Here is a 19,015-nt window from a genome sequence, read left to right on the forward strand (position 1 = left end):
TTAGGGCTTTTTTATCATTATAATATAGAAAACGTAGCAATATTAGTCTATAGGGAGGATTGTCGGAAAATGTTCAAAAATTCACATATAAATATTAATAAATATGTAAAACAAAAAAATTTTTTATAAAAAAGAAGGAATTTTGTTTTTTATGTCGAATTACATTTACTGAAAAAGAAAGGAAGGTGATTTAAACTTTGCCGAACTCGATTGAAACACGGGCAAGGGAAATTTTGGAGCACGCCCTTTCTTTACATGCAACAGATATTCATATCATCCCCAAATCAAAACATGCATCCGTTCTATTTCGATTGTCTCATAAACTCATCCCCATAATGACAATCGAACTGGAGGAAACGGAAAGATTAATTTCATATATGAAGTTTCAGGCAGCAATGGATATCGGCGAAAAAAGAAAACCCCAGAACGGTTCTTTTCAAATAGATATCGGGGGGCTATCTGTCGGACTTCGATTATCCACTTTGCCTTCCATATTCGCTGAAAGTTTGGTCATCCGAATATTACCACAAGAATCATACATCCCATTTCAACAATTATCCTTATTCCCAAAATCACTGAGACTACTGTTAGCCATGTTAAAGTTTTCCCACGGTTTAATCATATTTACAGGACCAACCGGATCGGGCAAAACAACAACTTTATATTCTCTTCTCCAACATTCGACAAAATCTCTTGGCAGGAATGTCATCACCTTGGAAGATCCTGTTGAAAAAAATAGTGAAGATTTACTTCAAGTTCAAGTAAATGAAAAAGCCGGCATTACGTATAATACCGGTTTAAAAGCGATTTTAAGACATGATCCCGATATTATTATGGTCGGCGAAATTCGTGATAGTGAGACAGCACATATTGCCATTCGAGCAGCATTAACCGGTCATTTAGTATTGACAACGATGCATACGAAAGATTCAAAAGGTGCATTGTACCGGTTGATCGAATTTGGTGTTAATTGGCATGAAATTGAACAAACTTTGGTGGCAGTGACGGCCCAAAGATTAGTCGAATTAATTTGTCCTTACTGTTTAGAAGAAGAATGTCCCGTCTATTGCAACCAGAATAAAAATAAGCGTACTGCCGTTTATGAAATTTTGTACGGTCGTGCATTAAAGGAAGCACTGTTGGAAATGAAGGGTGAAGCATTTTCGGCGCGCTATCCGACTTTGGGCCAATTGATTGCAAAAGGTATTGCTCTCGGATTTATCAAGAAAAGTGAGTATGAAAGATGGGTGCATGATATTGAGACAAAGCCGCTGGAAAATTGAAGAACAAATTTTGCTGTTAAAAAGACTTGGCATGTTATTGGACGAAGGATATTCCATTAGCGATGCGATCGGCTTTATTCAAATACAGTTAAAAAAGGATAAACAAAATGAACTGTTGGAAAGCATAGAAAAACTGAAAAATGGTGAAAAGTTTTTTAAAGTTTTGGAGCAATTACAATTCCATTCCACTGCTGTTAGTTTCGTGTTTTATGGAGAACAAAACGGGAATCTGTCAAAGTCATTACAAACAGCGGGTTTGATCCTTTCAGAGCGGGAAAGGCGGAAAAAGAAAATTCAAACTTTATTGACTTACCCTATTTTCCTGCTCATTTTAACAGGAGGGATGTTTTTTGTAATCAGTTGGCAGCTGTTGCCGCAATTTATCCAATTATATCACTCTTTTCAAGCAGAGCCGAATGTTTTGTTAAAGTCTTTGTTTTGGATTCGTGAACATCCGTTAATGATAGGTACCGTTTTATTATTGTTGTTCTCTATCATGATAATTGCCCAATATAGTTATCGTATGCGGAAAACAAGCTTTGAAATTCAGACTGCATTTGGAAAGTTCCCGATCTTAGGGAATTTGGTTCAGCTGTGGAACACCTATTATATCGCTTATCATACAAGTCAATTATTGCAATCGGGTTTGTCCTTGTTTCAATCTTTACATTTTATCAAGGACGACCCGAAAAAGCCTTATTTAAAAGAAGCGATTGAAAAAATTAATGATGGATTACTCAACGGAGATAGTTTTTCAGCGGCGGTGCAAAAGATCCCGTTTTGGAAGAAAGAGTTGGTTACAGTAATCCAACATGGTCAATTAATCAGCAAGCTGGAAGTGGAGTTGGAAGCCTACAGTCAATATTGTTTAGAGGCCTTTTTTGAAAAGTTGGAGAAAATTATTAAAATCATTCAGCCGCTTATCTTTGGGTTTATCGCTATTTGGATTATCTTGATGTATTTTTCAATCATGTTACCGTCATTCCAACTAATCAATTATATTTAAAAATTTTGGATGAAGGAGAGATTTTCATGTTGAAAAAAGAATCTGCATTTACGTTAATCGAGATGATGATCGTTCTGTTCGTCATCACTATTTTACTGCTTATAACCATTCCAAACGTGACAAAACACCAGAAAAATATCAGCAATAAAGGCTGTGAAGGATTAGAAAATATGGTTCAGGCAGAAATCCAAGCCTATCAAATAGATCATAATAAATTACCTGCTTCTATTGATGACTTGAAAAACGGTTATTTAAAAGAAGAACCGGTATGTCCGGATGGAAGGAAGATTGTTATCTCTAATGGTGACGCAGTTATCAAAGAGTGAAGGGAAGATCAATCGGATAAAGACATCGTTGCTAAACAGGCAATCGAATCAGGCAGGCTTTACACTTATTGAAGTATTATTAATCCTTTTCATCATCGTCACTATGCTAATGAGTCTGCCCCCCTTATTTCACAGTGTTCAAAATACCATTAATGAAAAATATTTTTTGCAGCAGTACGAAGAGGATTTGTTTTACGCACAAAGTCTGGCATTGAGCAGAAGAAGGGCTGTCTACTATCAATATGATAGCAATAAAAAGATTTATAAAATTACTGACCACCGGGGAAATGTTTATCTCCAAAGACAAGTACCGGATGATGTTGTCATTTCCCACGGGCATCTGGCAAATTTTCGTTTTGTCGGGGACGGAAATATTAACCGGTTTGGTAATATTTGGGTTCAAGTGAACGGGAAGAAATATCAAATCTTTATCAGTATCGGGAGTGGCCGTTTTGAAATTTTTGAAGAAAGTTCTTGATAAACAAAATGAGGGATCAATCTATCTTGAGATCTTACTTGCCTTTTTCGTTTGGCTTGTAATCTTATCAACGGTTATTCCCTCCTTTTTACACTTAACTTTAGCGAGGAAGGAAATCCTTATTGAACATATGGGCAATCAAATTTTATCGAGACAGGTTCAAAAAGTGATTTATGACCAACCGATTGAACCATTAATCCAACAGGAGGGGTACCCGGCCTATTACACAGTTGTTCAAGAAAACATGGAGGGGATGAAAGAAATTTGTGTTTATTATAAAAGCATGGAAAACGAGGAGAAACATGTATGCCGAACAATCAATAATCAATGAAAAAGGTTATACTTTGGTAGAAATGTTGCTTAGTTTGGCCATATTTTCTTTAATTATTGTCTATTTGACGAATATGGTCCCGTTGTTACGTTATCATACTTATTCAAGTGAGATAGCGGATCAAATGCAATGGGAAATGTTTATGAATCAAGCCAAACGGGAAATTCGGCAAAGTGATGAAATCTTTTTGACCGCAAGCTACAATAGAATTTTATTTTGGAAAGATGGAACCAATACGCTATATGAACGGTATGGAAATCGAATTAGGAGGCGAGTCGACGGGATGGGGCACCAATTAATCTTATTTCGTATCAGGAGATTTGATTATGAGCAAATACCACATGGGATTAAATTCATCGTTACACACGAAAACGGTAAAATTTATGAAGAAGAAATTTATTTGCCGCGGGAAATTCCGATCACTAATAATAAATAAAAATGGTTTCATCCTCCCTTTTACCTTGTTTTTGTTTTTTCTTTTTTCTACGATATTGCTTCACTCGACGACAAAATATGTTGTTGAAAAACAAGTTTTTGATAATTTTCATATCACTTATGAGTTGGAAACATTATTGTTAATGGCCTATCAAGATGTCGAAAAGGCATATGAGAGCGAGAATTTTTCCAATTCCGGCAAATTGGAATACGATGTCGGCTATGTTTTGTATCGGGTAAAAGAAGAAAAGGAAAACGGGCTATTGGTTTCCTTCGAATGTTACATGGATGATGAAGGAGAATTATTTATGGATTTGATGTTAGATAAAAAAACGGAGGAAGTTGCCCCGGAACCAGAACCGGCTGAGCAAGACCAAGACACGGAATTACGTGAAGATGGGAACCTTAATGATCCAAAATGAATCAATCCACCGGACAATGGGTTTTTTGCATCCCTGTTTATAGACTTCATTATTTGGATAACCTAATAGTAAAAGAGAAATGGACAAGGATGAGGGTGGAATGAAATCAGATGACTATATTCGTTTTTTGACCAAAACGGTTGTCACCCATTTTGAAACACCGAAAGAGGAAAGAAATAAACGGAAACTAGAAAAAAAGATGCAAAAGGAACCGTTCGTCTATAAATGGTTCGGAATCTTCCCTTATATGGTGAAAATCGGATTCAAAAAGATTAAAAAACGGTAAAGAAAACTCGGACCTGGGTCCGAGTTTTCTTTATTCAAATTCAATAACGGAAGCCATTTTTTTCTCATTTATAAAAATAATATGTTCATATAAGTTTCCTGTTAAACAGCTTTTTCCTTTTGGTGAACATAGCAGTGGTGCACTTTCAACAGACTTAAGAATGACTTCTTCTTTGCCACTCTTAATATTCCGTTTGACCAGCCGGAATCCGTCATTATAAAGATCCGCCTCCCCGCTTTTCTTCGGTTCAATAATAAAAAAATTCTTACCGGCCAAATCATAGGTTGGGATAACCCACCCGGAAAAATCGGTTAAATGCGGGATTTCAAAAGAATACAGTGGTTGAAGCTCATGATCATAAAAAAGAAATATCGCTTTCGATGGATCTTTATCACTCGGGGCAATGGCCAATAGGAAATTTTTCCACCCATCAATATAGTAAAATTTTTCTTCGTTTTTTACATGTTTTTCATTGCCATTTTCATAAATGGTTAGGGGCGCGGTAATCATCGGTTCATCATTGCCCCAATCCAAATATAGAAATCTTGATTGCTTAAGCCAGACCGCAAACGGTTGGGAAAGGTTCATCTCTTGAAGGGAACGCTTTTCTATGTCGATTAAATAGGAACGAAATGACCAATCTTCATAAAAAGCACTGACAAGTATTTTCGTTTCATCATACCCATTCCACTCATAATGAACTTCTTTTGACTCAATTTCTTCTTGAAACACGATTTGTTGACTGGGAAGCCGGATGACAGTCAGAAGTGCTTTATAGGCCGTTGAGGCTGAATGAATCAGAAGATATTCTCTGGACGGGCTCAATTGTGCAGAAACAATCGGTTCATCACTAACATAGACTTCTTTTTTAACTCCGGATAGTAAGTCATATGCCGAAACAATTGACCGGCTATTTTTTCTCTCGACAAATAACAGTGTTTCGTCTGTCTCCCAATCAATGATAAATTGAAAATCCGCTTCCTTCACTTTTAATGGGACAATTGATTGTGAATTTAGTCCCTTGCCATTTACTGTTTGATTTGCGGCCGATTTTTCAGAATCAAGTTTGGACAGTGATGGTTTATTTAATTCTTCTGTTTCACAGCCGGAAAGTAACAGGACAAAAAAGATAAGAACAGACAGCCATTTCCCCATCAGATTTCACCTTCTCAATAAATAATGCGCACGTTTTTCAGGATATTGCCCCCACTATTGAAGTTTCCCTTTATAAGACGTATGAAAAAGCGAAATGTTTCATTTTTATTAAAATTTTTTTAAAAAAAGATGACAAAAAAAGGGGAATGCGGCAACAGTACTATTGTTCAACTGTTTAATGTCACTAAAAATACATTCAACATTTCTTCGTATATTTGCGGAAACTGTGAAACCGGCAGAGGATTAACACCTAACCCAAGTTCGAACGTAAAACCCGGCTTTTGATAAGCATGGACAAACCAATCTCGAAAACCTGCATGGCTGTCAATATAACGAACGGATTTATAACCGCTTACTTTTTCATATTCTCTTGCCAATCGCTCTGATTCGACAGGTTCTACACCTTCATATCCCCAGTAAAATTCCCTGCCCTGGGTATGGAAAGCTAAAACACGTGAAAATTGTTTTTTTTCAACAAGCCGAGCCATAGCCACCGCTTCCGGTTCGGAAAGTGGAATTTCACCCGGATAGTCCCTTGGCGCCGGACTTTTCGGTTCTTTACGTTCTTTTTCTATTTCCCAATTGGCCGGAAATTGATTATTCAAATCAACCCCCCGAATATTCGCCTTCCACCCGGAAAAATCAGGGGAACCGGAATTTAATGCAAGAATTTCTTCTTTTTTTTCAGCCGGCGGACCTTGAAGAACAAGATTCACGCCATCCGGATTTACCATCGGGACAATTGACAACGTATTTTTATGATAAAGCGGCAGTGCATGTATACCATTAAGCATGTTTTCATTTGTTAATGCAAGGAAAAATGTATTCACCAATTTCATTAACACAGGGGTCGTAATCCATTCATTGGCATGAAAAGAAGCGTTTACATGAATATTTCGTTTTCCTCTTCCTATTTCCAACTCATAAATGGGATTTCCAAGTACACTTTCACCGATGGTATTTACCTTGAGAAACGGATATAGACAAAGCAATGTTTCAATATCACGTTGTAAATGGGTAAAATCATAGGTTTGAATATCATTGATGACAGGTTCGGTCACTCTTTTTGGCAATTTTACCGATTGTCCTAAAGCAAGATGATCGGGATAAACACCGGGATTTAATAATAAGAGCGCCTCGACAGGCATTTTACTCATTTTTGCCAATTGAAAAAACGTGTCACCAGGTTGGATTATATATGTCTCTTCAATAAATCCCGGTATTTCTACTTCCATCCCAACATCTAAAAAATTGGATGCAATATGCCGGTTGGAATCTTCAATTAATTGAATTGGAATATGAAACAACCGGCTATATAACCAAAATGAATCACCATGCCGCACACGTACTCTCATTCATATCCCCCTTTGTTCCAACACTTTATTGTCATCTTCATTGTATGAAATGTTTATCCCTTTGTGTGTCAAACAAGAGAGGAATAGCATAAACAGTTAACTGTTTTGCTTGACCAAATAACCGGCTCCAATAATCCCGGCATCATTACCTAATTCAGCAAGCAAAATCTTTGTATCGGTACCGGTTGGTGGAAAAGCAAATTTCCGGTAATAAGTATTAACCGGTTCCAATAACTTGTTTCCGGCCTTTGAAACACCGCCACCGATAATAATTGCCTCGGGATTCAAAATCGCACTTAACGTACTCAAGGCATAACCTAAATAATAACCGACACGATCGACTATCTCCCCGGCAATCTCATCTTCATGAACAGCATCAAAAATATCTTTGGAAGTTAGTTTCCCTTTTTCTTTTAAGACAGTAGTTAAAATCGTTTCTTTTTCCAAGCTTTCAATTCTTTGCATGGCTAAATTGACAACACCGGTAGCTGAGGCAACGGTTTCTAAACAGCCGGTTTTTCCACAATTACATTGAAAACCATGTTCAAGTTGTACTGTCATATGGCCAATTTCTCCCCCGCCACCGGTCGTGCCGCCAACAATATGACCGTCAATAATGACACCGCCACCGACACCGGTACCAAGAGTAATAGCGACAATATCCTTTAATCCTTTACCTGCTCCCAGCCAGAGCTCGCCCAATGCAGCACAATTCGCATCATTTTCGACATATGCCGGTAACGAGAAGGTCTTTTCCAGTTCAGCCTTTAAAGGATAATTTTCCCAACCAATATTAACTGCCCGGGTTATTCGCCCGTCCTTCAATACCGGTCCGGGAGCACCCATTCCGATACCAAAAAATTGGTCCGGTTTGATGTTTAACTCATTGATTTTCTTATTAAAAGAATAATAGATTTCTTCAACAATGAACTTACCATTTTCCGCTTTGTTTGTCGGTATTTCCCATTTTTCCAATATTTTTCCATCTGTTTTCAAGATTGCAACCTTTGATGAAGTTCCGCCTAAATCAATGCTGAAAATAAATTCCTTTTCCAATACAATCACCTTTTCTTTTTCTTATCTATTTCTTTTTGTATTTCTTGTCGTAACAATAATAATGCCATTTGGTAATCTTTTATATCAATTAATTGCGAGCGAAACAATTCTGTCACTTCCGATTCCATCAATTGTAAATCAGCTAACCGATCGCCGACATATATAATTGTACCAAACTGTTTCAATAATTGTTGAATATCATAAATTGTTTTCAACTCTTCTACCACCTTTTAATCAAAACAAGTTCTCCCCTCTCATTATAAACAAAAAATGATCATAAAAAAACTGCTTCTTCAGCAGCTTTTTTAACAATTGGTTACGGAAATTACCGATCCGGGTCTTTCGGATCCAAAAACTTTGGGCGTGTCCTCTTCAACGGGATTGGCGCCCGAATGATGATGTCCATCATCCCCTTGAAGTCAAAAGGAATAAATGGCCATAAATAAGGGACATTATAGGATTTCATGGTAACCAACAAAAGCACCCATAAGAAGGTCCCAATAACAAAACCAATTTCATGGAGGATGGCAGTCAAGGTTAATAAAATAAGACGGAAAATTCGGTTGGCCAGACTCATTTCATAGCTAGGTGTTGCAAACATCCCAATCGCAGCAATAGATAAATAAAGAATCACTTCATTGGAAAACAGACCAACTTCAACGGCAACTTGGCCGATCATTAGTGCGGCGACTAAACCGAGTGCAGTTGCCAATGAACTCGGGGTATGGATCGCGGCCATCCTTAACATATCGATCCCAACTTCGATTAATAAAAATTGAAGAAATAACGGAATTTGACCGTCTTCATTTGGACCGATAAAAGAAAGTCGTTCCGGTAATAGTTCCGGTTGAACAGCCAATAAGTACCAAAGCGGTAATAAAAATATCGAGGCCCAGACAGCCAAAAACCTGACAAGTCGTAAGTAAGCACCGACCACCGGCTTATTTCGGTATTCCTCCGCATGTTGCAGATGGTGCCAAAAGGTTGTCGGTGCAATGATGACGCTGGGAGAACCGTCGACAATAATGCAGACATGCCCTTCATATAAATGAGCGGCAGCGGTATCCGGCCTTTCGGTATAACGGACGGTGGGATACGGATTCCAATGATTACCGGATATAAATTCTTCTACTGTTTTTTCGGCCATTGGAATCCCGTCTGTATCAATTTTTTCAAGAGACTTTTTAATATCTATTACAAGTTCTTCATCTGCTATATCTTCCAAATAGCAAACAACAACATCGGTTTTCGAGCGGCGACCGACTTGCATATATTCCATCCGCAGCGTCCGGTCACGAATCCGCCTTCTCGTTAAAGCTGTATTAAATACTAATGTTTCAACATAACCGTCTCTGGAACCGCGGACAACACGTTCAATATCCGGTTCTTCCGGGCTCCTTGCCGGATATGTTCTTGCATCGATTAAAATTGCCTTATCGATACCATCCACAATTAATGCAGTAGGTCCGGCCAACACCATGTCAGCAACTTTTTGCAAATCATCGGTTGTTTCAATTTCAACATAAGGTATATAGCTTCGAAGTAATTTTTCTAATGGATGGTCAGAAATTTCTTCCGCCTTTAGTCCGCTAAGCAGCTTCATTATTTGCACAAAAACATCATCTTTAATAAAACCATCAATGAAAAAGACTGCCATATCCCGCTCAGCATAAAGTAAGTCAAGTTGAATGACATCAAAGCTCTTTCCAATTCCTAAAATCTGCCTTAAATTGTTTATATTCTCATGGATGTTTTTCGAAACAGAAATTTTTTCATTATTCGTTTCCATGTTTTTTTACACCTGCCTAATTTTGGCTAACAGGATGGAGATCTCCTATCGGTACACATGTAAAAATATCTAAAGATTATTCAGAAATACCAGTTTTATGACACCCTATTTTTCACTTAAGTGTCCAAGAGGTGTTTTATCAAAAATATTTCGTTCTTTCGACATTATATCCTACCTTAATGTTTGGACAATCGTTTTTTTTCGCCTAATTACCATAATAGACAAAGATATATCCCTTCATACTTCTTTGTTCATCATTTTTACGGTAATAAACTTATTCAAACTCCCGCATCTTGAAATAAATACCAGATCATACATAGATGGACAAGAACATACACTGGTAAAGGAACGAATGATCAATTAATCCATTTAATGAATGGCGGGGAGTAATAGATGAAAACGACAAAAACTTTTCTAATCATATGTTCAGCTCTGATTACCATAACCGCATCTCTGTATTTTTTTCACTTTAAAAATAATCAATCGGTTGAGAGCATCACTTATTTTCCTCTGGATACAGAAGCACAATTCCTTGATGCAAAAACAAAAATAATGAATATCAAAACCGATCAAAATCGTTATCAGTTTTCTGTAAAGTCCTATTCTCGATTGGATCGTCCAACTTATTTACGGCAGGATGTAACTTTCATTTTTGCGGGCGGAATTCTTATCGGTAAACTGGGGAAATGGGAGGAGAGTACAGACAGTTTGGAATTAAGTGGAATTTTTACCGAAAAAGATAATCAAATTGTTAGAGCCATTAGTTTTCACCATGCCGAATTGCATGCAAAAGAAACCATTACAAGCAGTCAAAGCATGTCCGATGATTTTCTCTATATCATCCCAAATGCCCTCCCATCCCTTGTTTCTTTCCAAACGCCGAGTAATGAAGAAGAAACAGGATGGAAGGAAGTCCTGGATAAAGAAGAAAATCAAATCATTTCAACAAATTTAAAAGAAGCAGTAAGACAGCTTGATATTGATTTGGCTGAGTTTCATATAATTCCCTTACCTTTATTAGCCAATTATCAAAAACAGCCGCTCCCTTCCTTTTCCAGACAAAAATCAGATGAAATTATCGGTCAACTTTGGGAAGGGCTATATAAGAACTATTATTTGGGAATAAGAAAACAAAACGGTCAACTCATTTCACCAATCGGCAGTACCGTTCCTATTGTTTTACTATCAAAAGCAAAACAATACCTTTACGTCATTTTTCAAACAGCAGACAACGAATTTATCTCACTAAAACAACAAATCAATAACTAGATGTTTGGAAACTGATATCCATAGTAAAGGGCAATGGCTGTAATGACAACGGTTAGCAATAAATAATACATTCTATAGCGTTTTTTCGTATCCGGAAGTCCGAGAATGCCTGCTGCCAGAAACCCGCCAATCATTCCACCCATATGCCCGGAAATATCGATAGAAGGGACGGCAAAACCGATAACAACATTCACACCAATCAAGGCGAGAATATTGGGCCCGATCGTCCGGAAAAAAGTGTGTTTATGCTCGATTCCGAAATAAAGAAGAGCTCCAAATAAGCCGAAAATGGCCCCACTGGCACCGGCTGATAAATGTGAACTAAAAATAAAACTCGCCAGCGTTCCGAAAAAGCCGGAAAAAAGATAAATTATTAAAAATCGGAGCCGACCAAAAATGCTTTCAACAGCCGTTCCCAAATAATAAAGACTGAGTCCGTTCATAAACAAATGGAGAAATCCAATATGTAAAAACATCGGTGTAAAGAAACGCCACCATTCACCATCTAAAATGGCCGGATTATATTTTGCGCCGAAATAAAGTAACACGTACGGGTTGGTACTCCCTCCGTTCATTTCTAATAAAATAAACACGAAAGTAATAGCAACTAATAGAAAATAAGTAAAAAACGGTTTGGTCCGGTTAAACAACTGTTTTTCACGTTTTTCGGCAGCTATGGTTTCTTGAGCAATCAGACTTTTTAAAGCATCCACTTCATAATCAGAATAATCTTCTTTTATTTGACCGAACGGATTTTGCCCGATAATTTTTGTCACGAATTGAACGGAGTCTTGCAAATGACTTTCATCAAATAAAATGGAATACATTTTCGTTTTTACATTTTCGATTTGAACGGGACGATTGACGTACGGTTCATATGAATCCACCGGTGGGAGACTGGTGAAATAAATATTCAACACTTGAAATTTATTGCGAAAATACATTTTACGAATCTTATCCGCTTGCAAAATCGTTTGCTTCATATCGGAACGCAGCCAATTGCTCCAGTCAATATCTTTCCGTTTCACCCGAATCAACGGAAATTGTTTATGAACGATGTTTTCCAACCAAACTTCCTGTTGATCCTCAGCCAAATGCATAATTCGATATCCATCTACAATCATGGAATGAATAAATTTCCAGTATAAATAATCGGTATGGTAACTCAAACGATTCCCTGCTTTCCTATTCCAATTTCTTACTACCATTGTAATGGAGTAAACGAAAAAATTGCAACAAAGAAAAGCGCAGGTGACTATTCATCTTTGTTCAAACGGGACTTAATCCGTCGCGCTCAGAAATTGACAACAAAAATACGAAGGGCGCCCGCTTAATGATCGGAGAATGGCAATAAAAAAAGACAGACCAATCAAAGCCTGTCCAAAATTCTTTATTGAGCAGATGTTGTCCGAAAAGATGAACGGATAAATAAGTTTCGAATACTCGGGATCCGCATGGAAGTAGCCACCGCCCATTTTCTAATCCGTTCGTTGGCTAAAACCCAATTCATGATGTGGTAACGATATTGAAAAGCCTTGACAATCGCATAGCCTACAAACATTAACTTCAACAAACGTGATAACATTGATTTCAACCTCCTGAAAATAGTTTTTGGCAAATTTCGTTTTTTATCCAAAAATTATCTTGGAGGCCGCCGACTCATTCTTCAAACCCAAACATATCTTCATCAGTCAATATTTTTTTTACTTGATAATCATATTCCTCAACCGGTAACCAATCGACCAGTTGTTCCCGGAACGATAAAACGATGGATTCCCCGGTAAAATTCGGTAAAAAACGATCATAATACCCGCCGCCATAACCTAATCGAAAGCCGTTTTTTGTAAAAGCTAACCCCGGGATAAATAATAAATCTATTTCAGCAGGATCTGTTTTTTCTGCTTTTTTGGGCAATGGTTCATATAATCCGAAATAACCCTTCTCTACTTCAGAAAAGTTGTGAATTGTATAAAATTCCAAAGCCCTGCTCGAAGGAATACATTTTGGCACCGCCACTAATTTTTCTTCGGACCAGGCTCTCTCGATGATTGGGTGTGTATTGACTTCAGGAAACCTGGAAATTGTAATGCCTATCATTTTTGCCTTATTCCATTCTTCTGTTTTAAACAATTTTTCCGCGATCAAACTTGACTTTTCATGATAATCTTCTTTTGTAAGCAATAACAGTTTGGCCTTCATTTTTTCCCTGAATTCTTTTTTCGATATCATCAGACCCCTCCTATTGTGCGAAAGAAAACTAAAGCGATTGCCGTCGAGTTTGGCAACCTTGCTGGAATTTAAACTGTACCGTATAAAAACCCATGCGATTGACGCCGAATTTACCTTCCTTCTGGTATTTAAACTTTTGCGTATGAAGAAAAACAGCAGGAGAAATCCTGCTGTTTACTTTGTTTCACGATGTACTGTAGTTTTTTTATCACGAGGACAATATTTCTTTAATTCTAAACGATCGGGATTATTACGTTTATTTTTTGTGGTTATATAATTACGTTCACCGCACTCAGTACATGCCAATGTAATGTTTACGCGCATATTATTCCCTCCAGTCCATTCACAAATTACGACCTTACTATAATATCATTTAATTCATGAAAAAGCTAGTCTCGATTTTAGCTGTTCATCCCGACTTAACAATTCTTTTTCAGAAAAGGTTTTTGAGGCAAGCGTCCATGTATAGGCTATGGTCGTCTCATAAGGAACAAGCAGTTGTTCGAGGGTGTATAAGCCAACAACATTCCCGGTTCCAATCGGATTAAATGGAATCACTCCGTCGCAAATTTTTTCAATGTATTGATTCTTTTTTAAAACACCATATTGACTCATCGAGGTACCGTTAATCATACCCGAGGCCAAAAACAATCCATCTTCATTCGTTAAAAATAAAACATCCTTTTTCGGTGAGACAAAAACGTAATTGTTTTTCAGCTCATTTAAATTGCTTTCGACAAATACTTTTATCGGTACTCTTTGATCTGTTAAATTGCTAATAGAAAGCTTTGCCAAGAGAAAATCATCTTTCGTATGCAAATAGCGGCAATTAATATGAAAGCTGCCATCCATTAACCAATTTTCTCCTGCCGTTATTTTCTTCATTTTTCCATTCCAATAAAGATAATGATTAAATTTTAACTGATAATTCATTTTCATTAAATAATCTTCCGTATGCAAAATATTCATCGTTCCCACTCCCATTCTATATGTTATCTTCCTCTATTTTTACCAATTACTTTTTCAAAATTATTATTATATTCATCGTAACACCAAATCATTATTCGAACAATAAACGCAATTTGTCATATTTTGTTATTTCACCCATGTTTTTTCGCCATATTTTTTGTAAAATTGACAGGCTTTGATATGATATATGTAAAAATATGAAAAATTTCTCAGTTATTATTTATCTATGTTGTTCCTTGTCAAATTATGATAAACTTTACGGTGGGAGTGATGATATGGATATTTTAATATTCGTACTAATGGCTATCGCGATTATTTTGATCGTTGTTTCATTTTTTCTTCCCGATCGTACGAAAGAATTGAGCAATGAGGTTGAGCAATTGTCGATCCAGATGTACCAGGAAAATTTTCAAATCAAAAAACGATTGAAAGTTTTAGAAGAAGAATTATTAATTCCTGGTGACATGGACAAAAATCCGTCTCAAGCCAAAAATCCGAATCCAATCATTGTCGGACAAGTTCGTCTTTTACATGAGCAAGGATTGACTGTGGAACAAATTGCGAAACAGTCTGCACTAAGTGAGGATGAAGTGAAGCAAATTTTAGAAACGATTAAGGTGGTCAAGCAATGAATAGACTGAACGTTCGCTTTTTTAGTATTGGAATGTTGGTTGCTTCGATCATTATTTTCCTGTACGGGTTCTTTTTTGAAAATGATACGGCTAAATCGGAACCAACAGCCGAAAAAGAAGGATATACTCTAGTCGAAAAGGACAGATTGGATTTATTTAAAGAGAAAATTGCCGGTCTTGAAGCGGAAAATGCAGAGTTGAAAAAAACGATCGAGGAAAGCAAAAATGCACCAACGAATACAGCAGAACAAGAAAAAGAACAAGTATTTATGTTCGAAATTAGAGAGGGCATGAGTTTGGAAGATATTGCCAGAGGTCTTGCGGGAATTCATATTATTACCGATCAAAATGATTTTATTAACTTCATGGTCCAAAACGGATATGAAAAAAGAGTTCAACCGGGACAATATGAATTTAAGCAAGGAATATCAAACCAAGAAATTGCTGATATGATTACAAAATGATAAAAAGGAACTGTCCTTGGAGTGAATTCTCCTGACAGTTCCTTAATTTTTATGGATTTGTCTCAGTTGTTCCTTGCTCTGTCGTTTCACCTGTTGCTTGATTCTGAGCGGGTTGTTTCGCCCGGTCAGCCTTTATACTGAAATATTTTTCCAACACTTCTTGAGCAATTACTAGGTTCACACTACCAACAGGTGATTTATCTCCAGTATAAAGATTCGGTAAAACAACGGAAATTGCCACTTCCGGGTTATCATACGGCGCATAGCCGACAAAGGTTAGATTTTCAGTTTGGACGGTACTCCCCGTTTTTTCATCTTTAAACCAACTTTGTGCCGTACCGGTTTTTCCGGCTACAACTGTTGGAACATTTTTAAAATAATTCCTAGCTGTACCGCGAGAACCATTGACTACCCGCCAAAAGCCTTCTTGCACCCGTTTAATCCAAGCATCTTGCATATCTACCCGATTGAGGACAACTGGATTCACTTCTTCAATAATTGGGCCAAGTTCATTACTATCTTCATTCGGTTCCCGGATTTCTTTAACCAGTTGCGGTTTCATCCGATAACCGTCATTGGCAATCGTCGACACATATTGAGCCAATTGTAACGGTGTATACGTATCATACTGTCCAAAGCCAAAATATAATAATTGACCCGGATATTCAGGTGCACGTTGAATCCCGACAACTTCATTATCGAAACCGATTCCGGTCTTCGTACCGAGGCCGAACTGGGCAAAATAACTGCGCATCACATTAATTTTATCTAAATCGATATTTAATGTTCCCATATATTTATAGGTTCCGCCGGCTACTTTAAGTGCAACTTTCGCCATATAAATATTCGATGACCGTTCCAGAGCAGTTAAATCATCAATTAAACCCATTCGAGAAACAGAAGAAATCGATGTACCGTTTTTAAAGACCATTTTTTCATCGGTTTCCATATTGCCAGGTTTGATAACCCCTGCCTGATACCCCATCAGGACGGTTGCACCTTTGATAACCGAACCAGGTTCAAACGAATACGTAAATGTACCATTGGCATAATCCTCAAATTCTCTCGTCTTTCGATTGTATTGTTTTCCAGCTAGCGATAATATTTCCCCCGTTTTCGGATTCATGACAACAACAAATGCTTTATTAAAGTAATTCGTACGCGGATATTGGACAATTTTTGCCATATGCTCTTGAAGGATCCTTTCCACTTCCGCTTGTAATTCCATATCAACGGTCAAAACAACGTCTTTACCGCTTTTCCCGTCAGATACCGATTCGGTATTTATGATTTTTCCGGATTTATCCGTTTCGGTTTTAACAACCGCTTTTGATCCTTGCAAAATATCTTCCAAAGATTGTTCGATGTAACTGTAGCCGACACGATCATTTAAACTGTACCCTTTCGACTGATAAAAATCGACTTTGTCTTCAGGCAATCCTTGTTTTACACTGCCAAGCATTCCTCTAAATACATCGCCAAACTGATATGCCCGTTCCCAGTCCGTCGTTACATCCACGCCCGGCAGATTCGCTAAGTTTTCACTAACCGCTGCATATTCTTCATCGGTGACATTTATATTTTTTACAATCGTTGGGGTCAAAGCGGTAGCCGAATAAATTTTTCGATAAATCGCTGCTACATTCATATCGACCGATTGTAATTGTTCTTCGGTAATTCGCTCCAATTTTAATTGATACAGCTCTTTGTCCTTTAAGTTTTTCTCTTCAGAACGGGTTACAAGTTTCTTTCCATTTTTATTTTCAAGAAGCCAAATATCTTTTTTATCCCGTTCCGTTACTTTTTTCATATCATCCTCTGGCATCTGAATAAATTTGGCCAGCTTTTTCGCAATTTCATACAATTCATCCGGTTGCGGATTTTTAGGCGGCGTGTACGTAATTGCTTTTTGCGGAACATTGTAAACAACTTTTTTATAAGTTGAATCATATAATTCGCCGCGGGGAACTGAATGATTTACAGATATTTCTTCTGTTTTTCGAACTTCATTTTTATATTCCTCACCTTCAACAATTTGGACAACCCCTAATCTTAAAATTAAGATAGAAAACATGACGAAAACAGTAAAAAACAATATATTCATCCGTAAAGGTATATGACTTTTTTTCTTATTGTTTTTTTGATTATTTTTCACAAGTACACCAACCTCTTTCCCTTCATCCACATATAAGGAAGAAAATATCCATACTTTCTATTTTATTTGATTTTGCTTCATATTTCTAGGAAAAGGTTAAGGAAAAGAAAGGGAAAGATGATGAAAGGAAAAAGGGACCTCCTAAGAAAAGATCCCTTTTAATTGAATATGACGAACAAAGAAATAAATAAACAAATAGCCTGAACCAAGGACAATCAATAATAAAGGTAGGATGGTTTTAACCGGAAAATACAGAATCGAAAATAAAAAGATGATAATTGAGCACGCTCGGCCGGCATTGAGAAACAGCTCTTTTACAACAATATATTCAATTCTCATTTCTCTCGCTTGCCACCCCTGCCCGATTACATCATAGGAGGTGGATATAAACGGGACAAGAACGACGGGATAGGCAAAGGCGATTAATGCAGAATAGACAAGGAAAATGGGATAAGAGACATGGAAAATGATGAGGAACACTGAAGTAAATAACAATATCCCGCCAAGTAAAATCGCCCTTTTCCTGTATTGTTTTTTAATAAAGCGACTGGCTAAATAATAAGTAATAAAAGATACAATGGAATTAACGAAAGCATAGGTACCTAATGCCATTTCACTGCCGGTGGCTATGTAAACATATATATTGATAACAAACGCAAAGATCCCTTCTCTAATCCCTTGAAAAAATGTTGCATTTGTCACCATTTTCCAATTTGGATTCCTTCTTCGCTCTTTAATAATGGCAGAGAAAAAATAATTTCCTGTTGCAGGTCTTTTTTTCATAAAAAAACTTAAAATCGTTGCCAAAGCGAATAAGCCGAGGGATGCGGAAAAAATAATTGTATATCCGTAAAATTGTTTGAATTGGGAAATAATAAAGCCGGCAACTAATGGACCGATCATCCCGCCAAGCGAATTTAATACACCTAAAAATCCGTTAAAAAAATCCCTCGTATCCGGTTCGGTAATTTCAAATGTTAATACGTTATAAGCGAGCCAGTAAAATCCGTATCCGATACCAAGTAATGTCCCGAGTAATAGTAAATAACGACTTGCCTCCGAACCAGTCAATAATACTGAAATAAAAAAAATGGCCAAAAAGATCACACCGAGACGAAGAACAATAATGCGATCGACTTTTTTCGCCATTCGTCCGGCAAATATGAAAGTAACCGGTTGGATAATGGCAACGGTCAAATTGTATAATCCTATTTGAAAGAAATCACCCGTTTGTTTCCATAAATAGACATTAACAAACGTATTAGATAAAGCGATACTTAAGGAATAAAGACCGCCAATCAGTAAAAGCAACAGCAAATCTTTTGTGATATGTACATCACCCAGCCATTTTTTTTGACTTTTTTGCTTCATTACA

At 37.1% G+C, this 19,015-nt stretch carries 23 protein-coding genes; 11 read left to right on the forward strand and 12 right to left on the reverse strand.

Annotated features, from left to right (window positions below):
* Positions 1-197 precede the first annotated feature (197 nt).
* The 8 genes from comGA (at position 198) to LIZ98_RS03745 (ending at position 4,567) form a co-directional block, all read left to right on the forward strand.
* Positions 198-1,283, forward strand: coding sequence for a competence type IV pilus ATPase ComGA (comGA, locus tag LIZ98_RS03710; protein ID WP_227090890.1), 1,086 nt, complete (start codon positions 198-200; stop codon positions 1,281-1,283).
* Complete coding sequence (gene comGB, locus LIZ98_RS03715) at positions 1,252-2,289, forward strand: competence type IV pilus assembly protein ComGB (protein WP_227138789.1); 1,038 nt, start codon at positions 1,252-1,254, stop codon at positions 2,287-2,289. The genes comGA and comGB overlap by 32 nt, the downstream gene beginning before the upstream one ends.
* 26 nt (positions 2,290-2,315) lie before the next feature.
* The gene (gene comGC, locus LIZ98_RS03720) at positions 2,316-2,615 is read left to right on the forward strand and encodes a competence type IV pilus major pilin ComGC (protein ID WP_034771010.1); all 300 of its coding nucleotides are present in this window, start codon (positions 2,316-2,318) and stop codon (positions 2,613-2,615) included.
* On the forward strand, positions 2,590-3,093 hold the full coding sequence (gene comGD / locus LIZ98_RS03725; protein WP_034771013.1) for a competence type IV pilus minor pilin ComGD: 504 nt from the start codon (positions 2,590-2,592) through the stop codon (positions 3,091-3,093). The genes comGC and comGD overlap by 26 nt, the downstream gene beginning before the upstream one ends.
* Positions 3,068-3,424: a hypothetical protein gene (locus LIZ98_RS03730; protein ID WP_108898282.1), complete on the forward strand. Its 357-nt coding sequence runs from the start codon at positions 3,068-3,070 to the stop codon at positions 3,422-3,424. The genes comGD and LIZ98_RS03730 overlap by 26 nt, the downstream gene beginning before the upstream one ends.
* A complete protein-coding gene (gene comGF, locus LIZ98_RS03735) occupies positions 3,396-3,860 on the forward strand; it encodes a competence type IV pilus minor pilin ComGF (protein WP_041846279.1) in 465 nt (154 codons plus the stop codon). The genes LIZ98_RS03730 and comGF overlap by 29 nt, the downstream gene beginning before the upstream one ends.
* Complete coding sequence (gene comGG / locus LIZ98_RS03740) at positions 3,751-4,281, forward strand: competence type IV pilus minor pilin ComGG (RefSeq protein WP_227202937.1); 531 nt, start codon at positions 3,751-3,753, stop codon at positions 4,279-4,281. Before comGF ends, comGG begins: the two co-directional genes overlap by 110 nt.
* Positions 4,282-4,381: 100 nt before the next feature.
* On the forward strand, positions 4,382-4,567 hold the full coding sequence (locus LIZ98_RS03745) for a YqzE family protein (RefSeq protein WP_034771024.1): 186 nt from the start codon (positions 4,382-4,384) through the stop codon (positions 4,565-4,567).
* Positions 4,568-4,597: 30 nt separating this feature from the next.
* On the opposite strand, the gene LIZ98_RS03750 is transcribed toward LIZ98_RS03745, so the two are convergent.
* From LIZ98_RS03750 to LIZ98_RS03770, 5 genes are all read right to left on the reverse strand, one after another.
* The gene (locus LIZ98_RS03750; RefSeq protein ID WP_216408293.1) at positions 4,598-5,722 is read right to left on the reverse strand and encodes a YqgU-like beta propeller domain-containing protein; all 1,125 of its coding nucleotides are present in this window, start codon (positions 5,720-5,722) and stop codon (positions 4,598-4,600) included.
* Between the two features lie 167 nt (positions 5,723-5,889).
* Positions 5,890-7,077 (reverse strand): M14 family metallopeptidase, encoded by a 1,188-nt coding sequence (locus LIZ98_RS03755; RefSeq protein WP_108898285.1) that lies wholly within the window; start codon positions 7,075-7,077, stop codon positions 5,890-5,892.
* Between the two features lie 96 nt (positions 7,078-7,173).
* Complete coding sequence (locus LIZ98_RS03760; RefSeq protein WP_041903942.1) at positions 7,174-8,133, reverse strand: ROK family glucokinase; 960 nt, start codon at positions 8,131-8,133, stop codon at positions 7,174-7,176.
* A 5-nt stretch (positions 8,134-8,138) separates the two neighbouring features.
* Positions 8,139-8,348 carry a YqgQ family protein gene (locus LIZ98_RS03765; protein WP_034771045.1) on the reverse strand — a complete coding sequence of 70 codons (210 nt, stop codon included), beginning with the start codon at positions 8,346-8,348 and terminating at the stop codon, positions 8,139-8,141.
* A gap of 110 nt (positions 8,349-8,458) precedes the next feature.
* Positions 8,459-9,922, reverse strand: coding sequence for a spore germination protein (locus LIZ98_RS03770; RefSeq protein WP_227138792.1), 1,464 nt, complete (start codon positions 9,920-9,922; stop codon positions 8,459-8,461).
* A gap of 393 nt (positions 9,923-10,315) precedes the next feature.
* On the opposite strand from LIZ98_RS03770, the gene LIZ98_RS03775 reads away from it, so the two are divergent.
* Positions 10,316-11,191, forward strand: a complete 876-nt coding sequence (locus tag LIZ98_RS03775) for a hypothetical protein (RefSeq protein ID WP_227138793.1) — start codon at positions 10,316-10,318, stop codon at positions 11,189-11,191.
* On the opposite strand, the gene LIZ98_RS03780 is transcribed toward LIZ98_RS03775, so the two are convergent.
* The 5 genes from LIZ98_RS03780 to LIZ98_RS03800 all read right to left on the reverse strand — a co-directional run bounded on the left by LIZ98_RS03780 (position 11,188) and on the right by LIZ98_RS03800 (position 14,389).
* Positions 11,188-12,360, reverse strand: a complete 1,173-nt coding sequence (locus LIZ98_RS03780; protein ID WP_041847534.1) for a rhomboid family intramembrane serine protease — start codon at positions 12,358-12,360, stop codon at positions 11,188-11,190. The two genes, LIZ98_RS03775 and LIZ98_RS03780, sit on opposite strands and share 4 nt — an antisense overlap.
* Positions 12,361-12,581: 221 nt before the next feature.
* Positions 12,582-12,776, reverse strand: coding sequence for a hypothetical protein (locus LIZ98_RS03785; protein WP_041847533.1), 195 nt, complete (start codon positions 12,774-12,776; stop codon positions 12,582-12,584).
* Between the two features lie 74 nt (positions 12,777-12,850).
* The gene (locus LIZ98_RS03790) at positions 12,851-13,420 is read right to left on the reverse strand and encodes a 5-formyltetrahydrofolate cyclo-ligase (RefSeq protein ID WP_081912344.1); all 570 of its coding nucleotides are present in this window, start codon (positions 13,418-13,420) and stop codon (positions 12,851-12,853) included.
* Positions 13,421-13,594: 174 nt separating this feature from the next.
* On the reverse strand, positions 13,595-13,744 hold the full coding sequence (rpmG, locus tag LIZ98_RS03795) for a 50S ribosomal protein L33 (protein ID WP_034771055.1): 150 nt from the start codon (positions 13,742-13,744) through the stop codon (positions 13,595-13,597).
* Positions 13,745-13,798: 54 nt separating this feature from the next.
* Positions 13,799-14,389: a hypothetical protein gene (locus LIZ98_RS03800; RefSeq protein WP_227138794.1), complete on the reverse strand. Its 591-nt coding sequence runs from the start codon at positions 14,387-14,389 to the stop codon at positions 13,799-13,801.
* A 275-nt stretch (positions 14,390-14,664) separates the two neighbouring features.
* Between LIZ98_RS03800 and LIZ98_RS03805 the strand changes: the two genes are divergently transcribed.
* Positions 14,665-15,021 carry a hypothetical protein gene (locus tag LIZ98_RS03805; protein ID WP_041846273.1) on the forward strand — a complete coding sequence of 119 codons (357 nt, stop codon included), beginning with the start codon at positions 14,665-14,667 and terminating at the stop codon, positions 15,019-15,021.
* Positions 15,018-15,485, forward strand: coding sequence for an MltG/YceG/YrrL family protein (locus tag LIZ98_RS03810; RefSeq protein ID WP_041847531.1), 468 nt, complete (start codon positions 15,018-15,020; stop codon positions 15,483-15,485). The genes LIZ98_RS03805 and LIZ98_RS03810 overlap by 4 nt, the downstream gene beginning before the upstream one ends.
* Positions 15,486-15,534: 49 nt before the next feature.
* Here the strand turns inward: LIZ98_RS03810 and LIZ98_RS03815 are convergent, their stop codons facing one another.
* Together LIZ98_RS03815 and LIZ98_RS03820 are read right to left on the reverse strand one after the other, a co-directional pair.
* Positions 15,535-17,640, reverse strand: coding sequence for a peptidoglycan D,D-transpeptidase FtsI family protein (locus tag LIZ98_RS03815; RefSeq protein WP_227202939.1), 2,106 nt, complete (start codon positions 17,638-17,640; stop codon positions 15,535-15,537).
* A gap of 141 nt (positions 17,641-17,781) precedes the next feature.
* Entirely contained in the window at positions 17,782-19,011 is a 1,230-nt protein-coding gene (locus tag LIZ98_RS03820; protein WP_216407519.1) for an MFS transporter, read from the reverse strand.
* Positions 19,012-19,015: the final 4 nt, after the last annotated feature.

This window comes from Caldibacillus sp. 210928-DFI.2.18, assembly GCF_020554505.1.
Classification (GTDB): domain Bacteria; phylum Bacillota; class Bacilli; order Bacillales; family Caldibacillaceae; genus Caldifermentibacillus; species Caldifermentibacillus hisashii.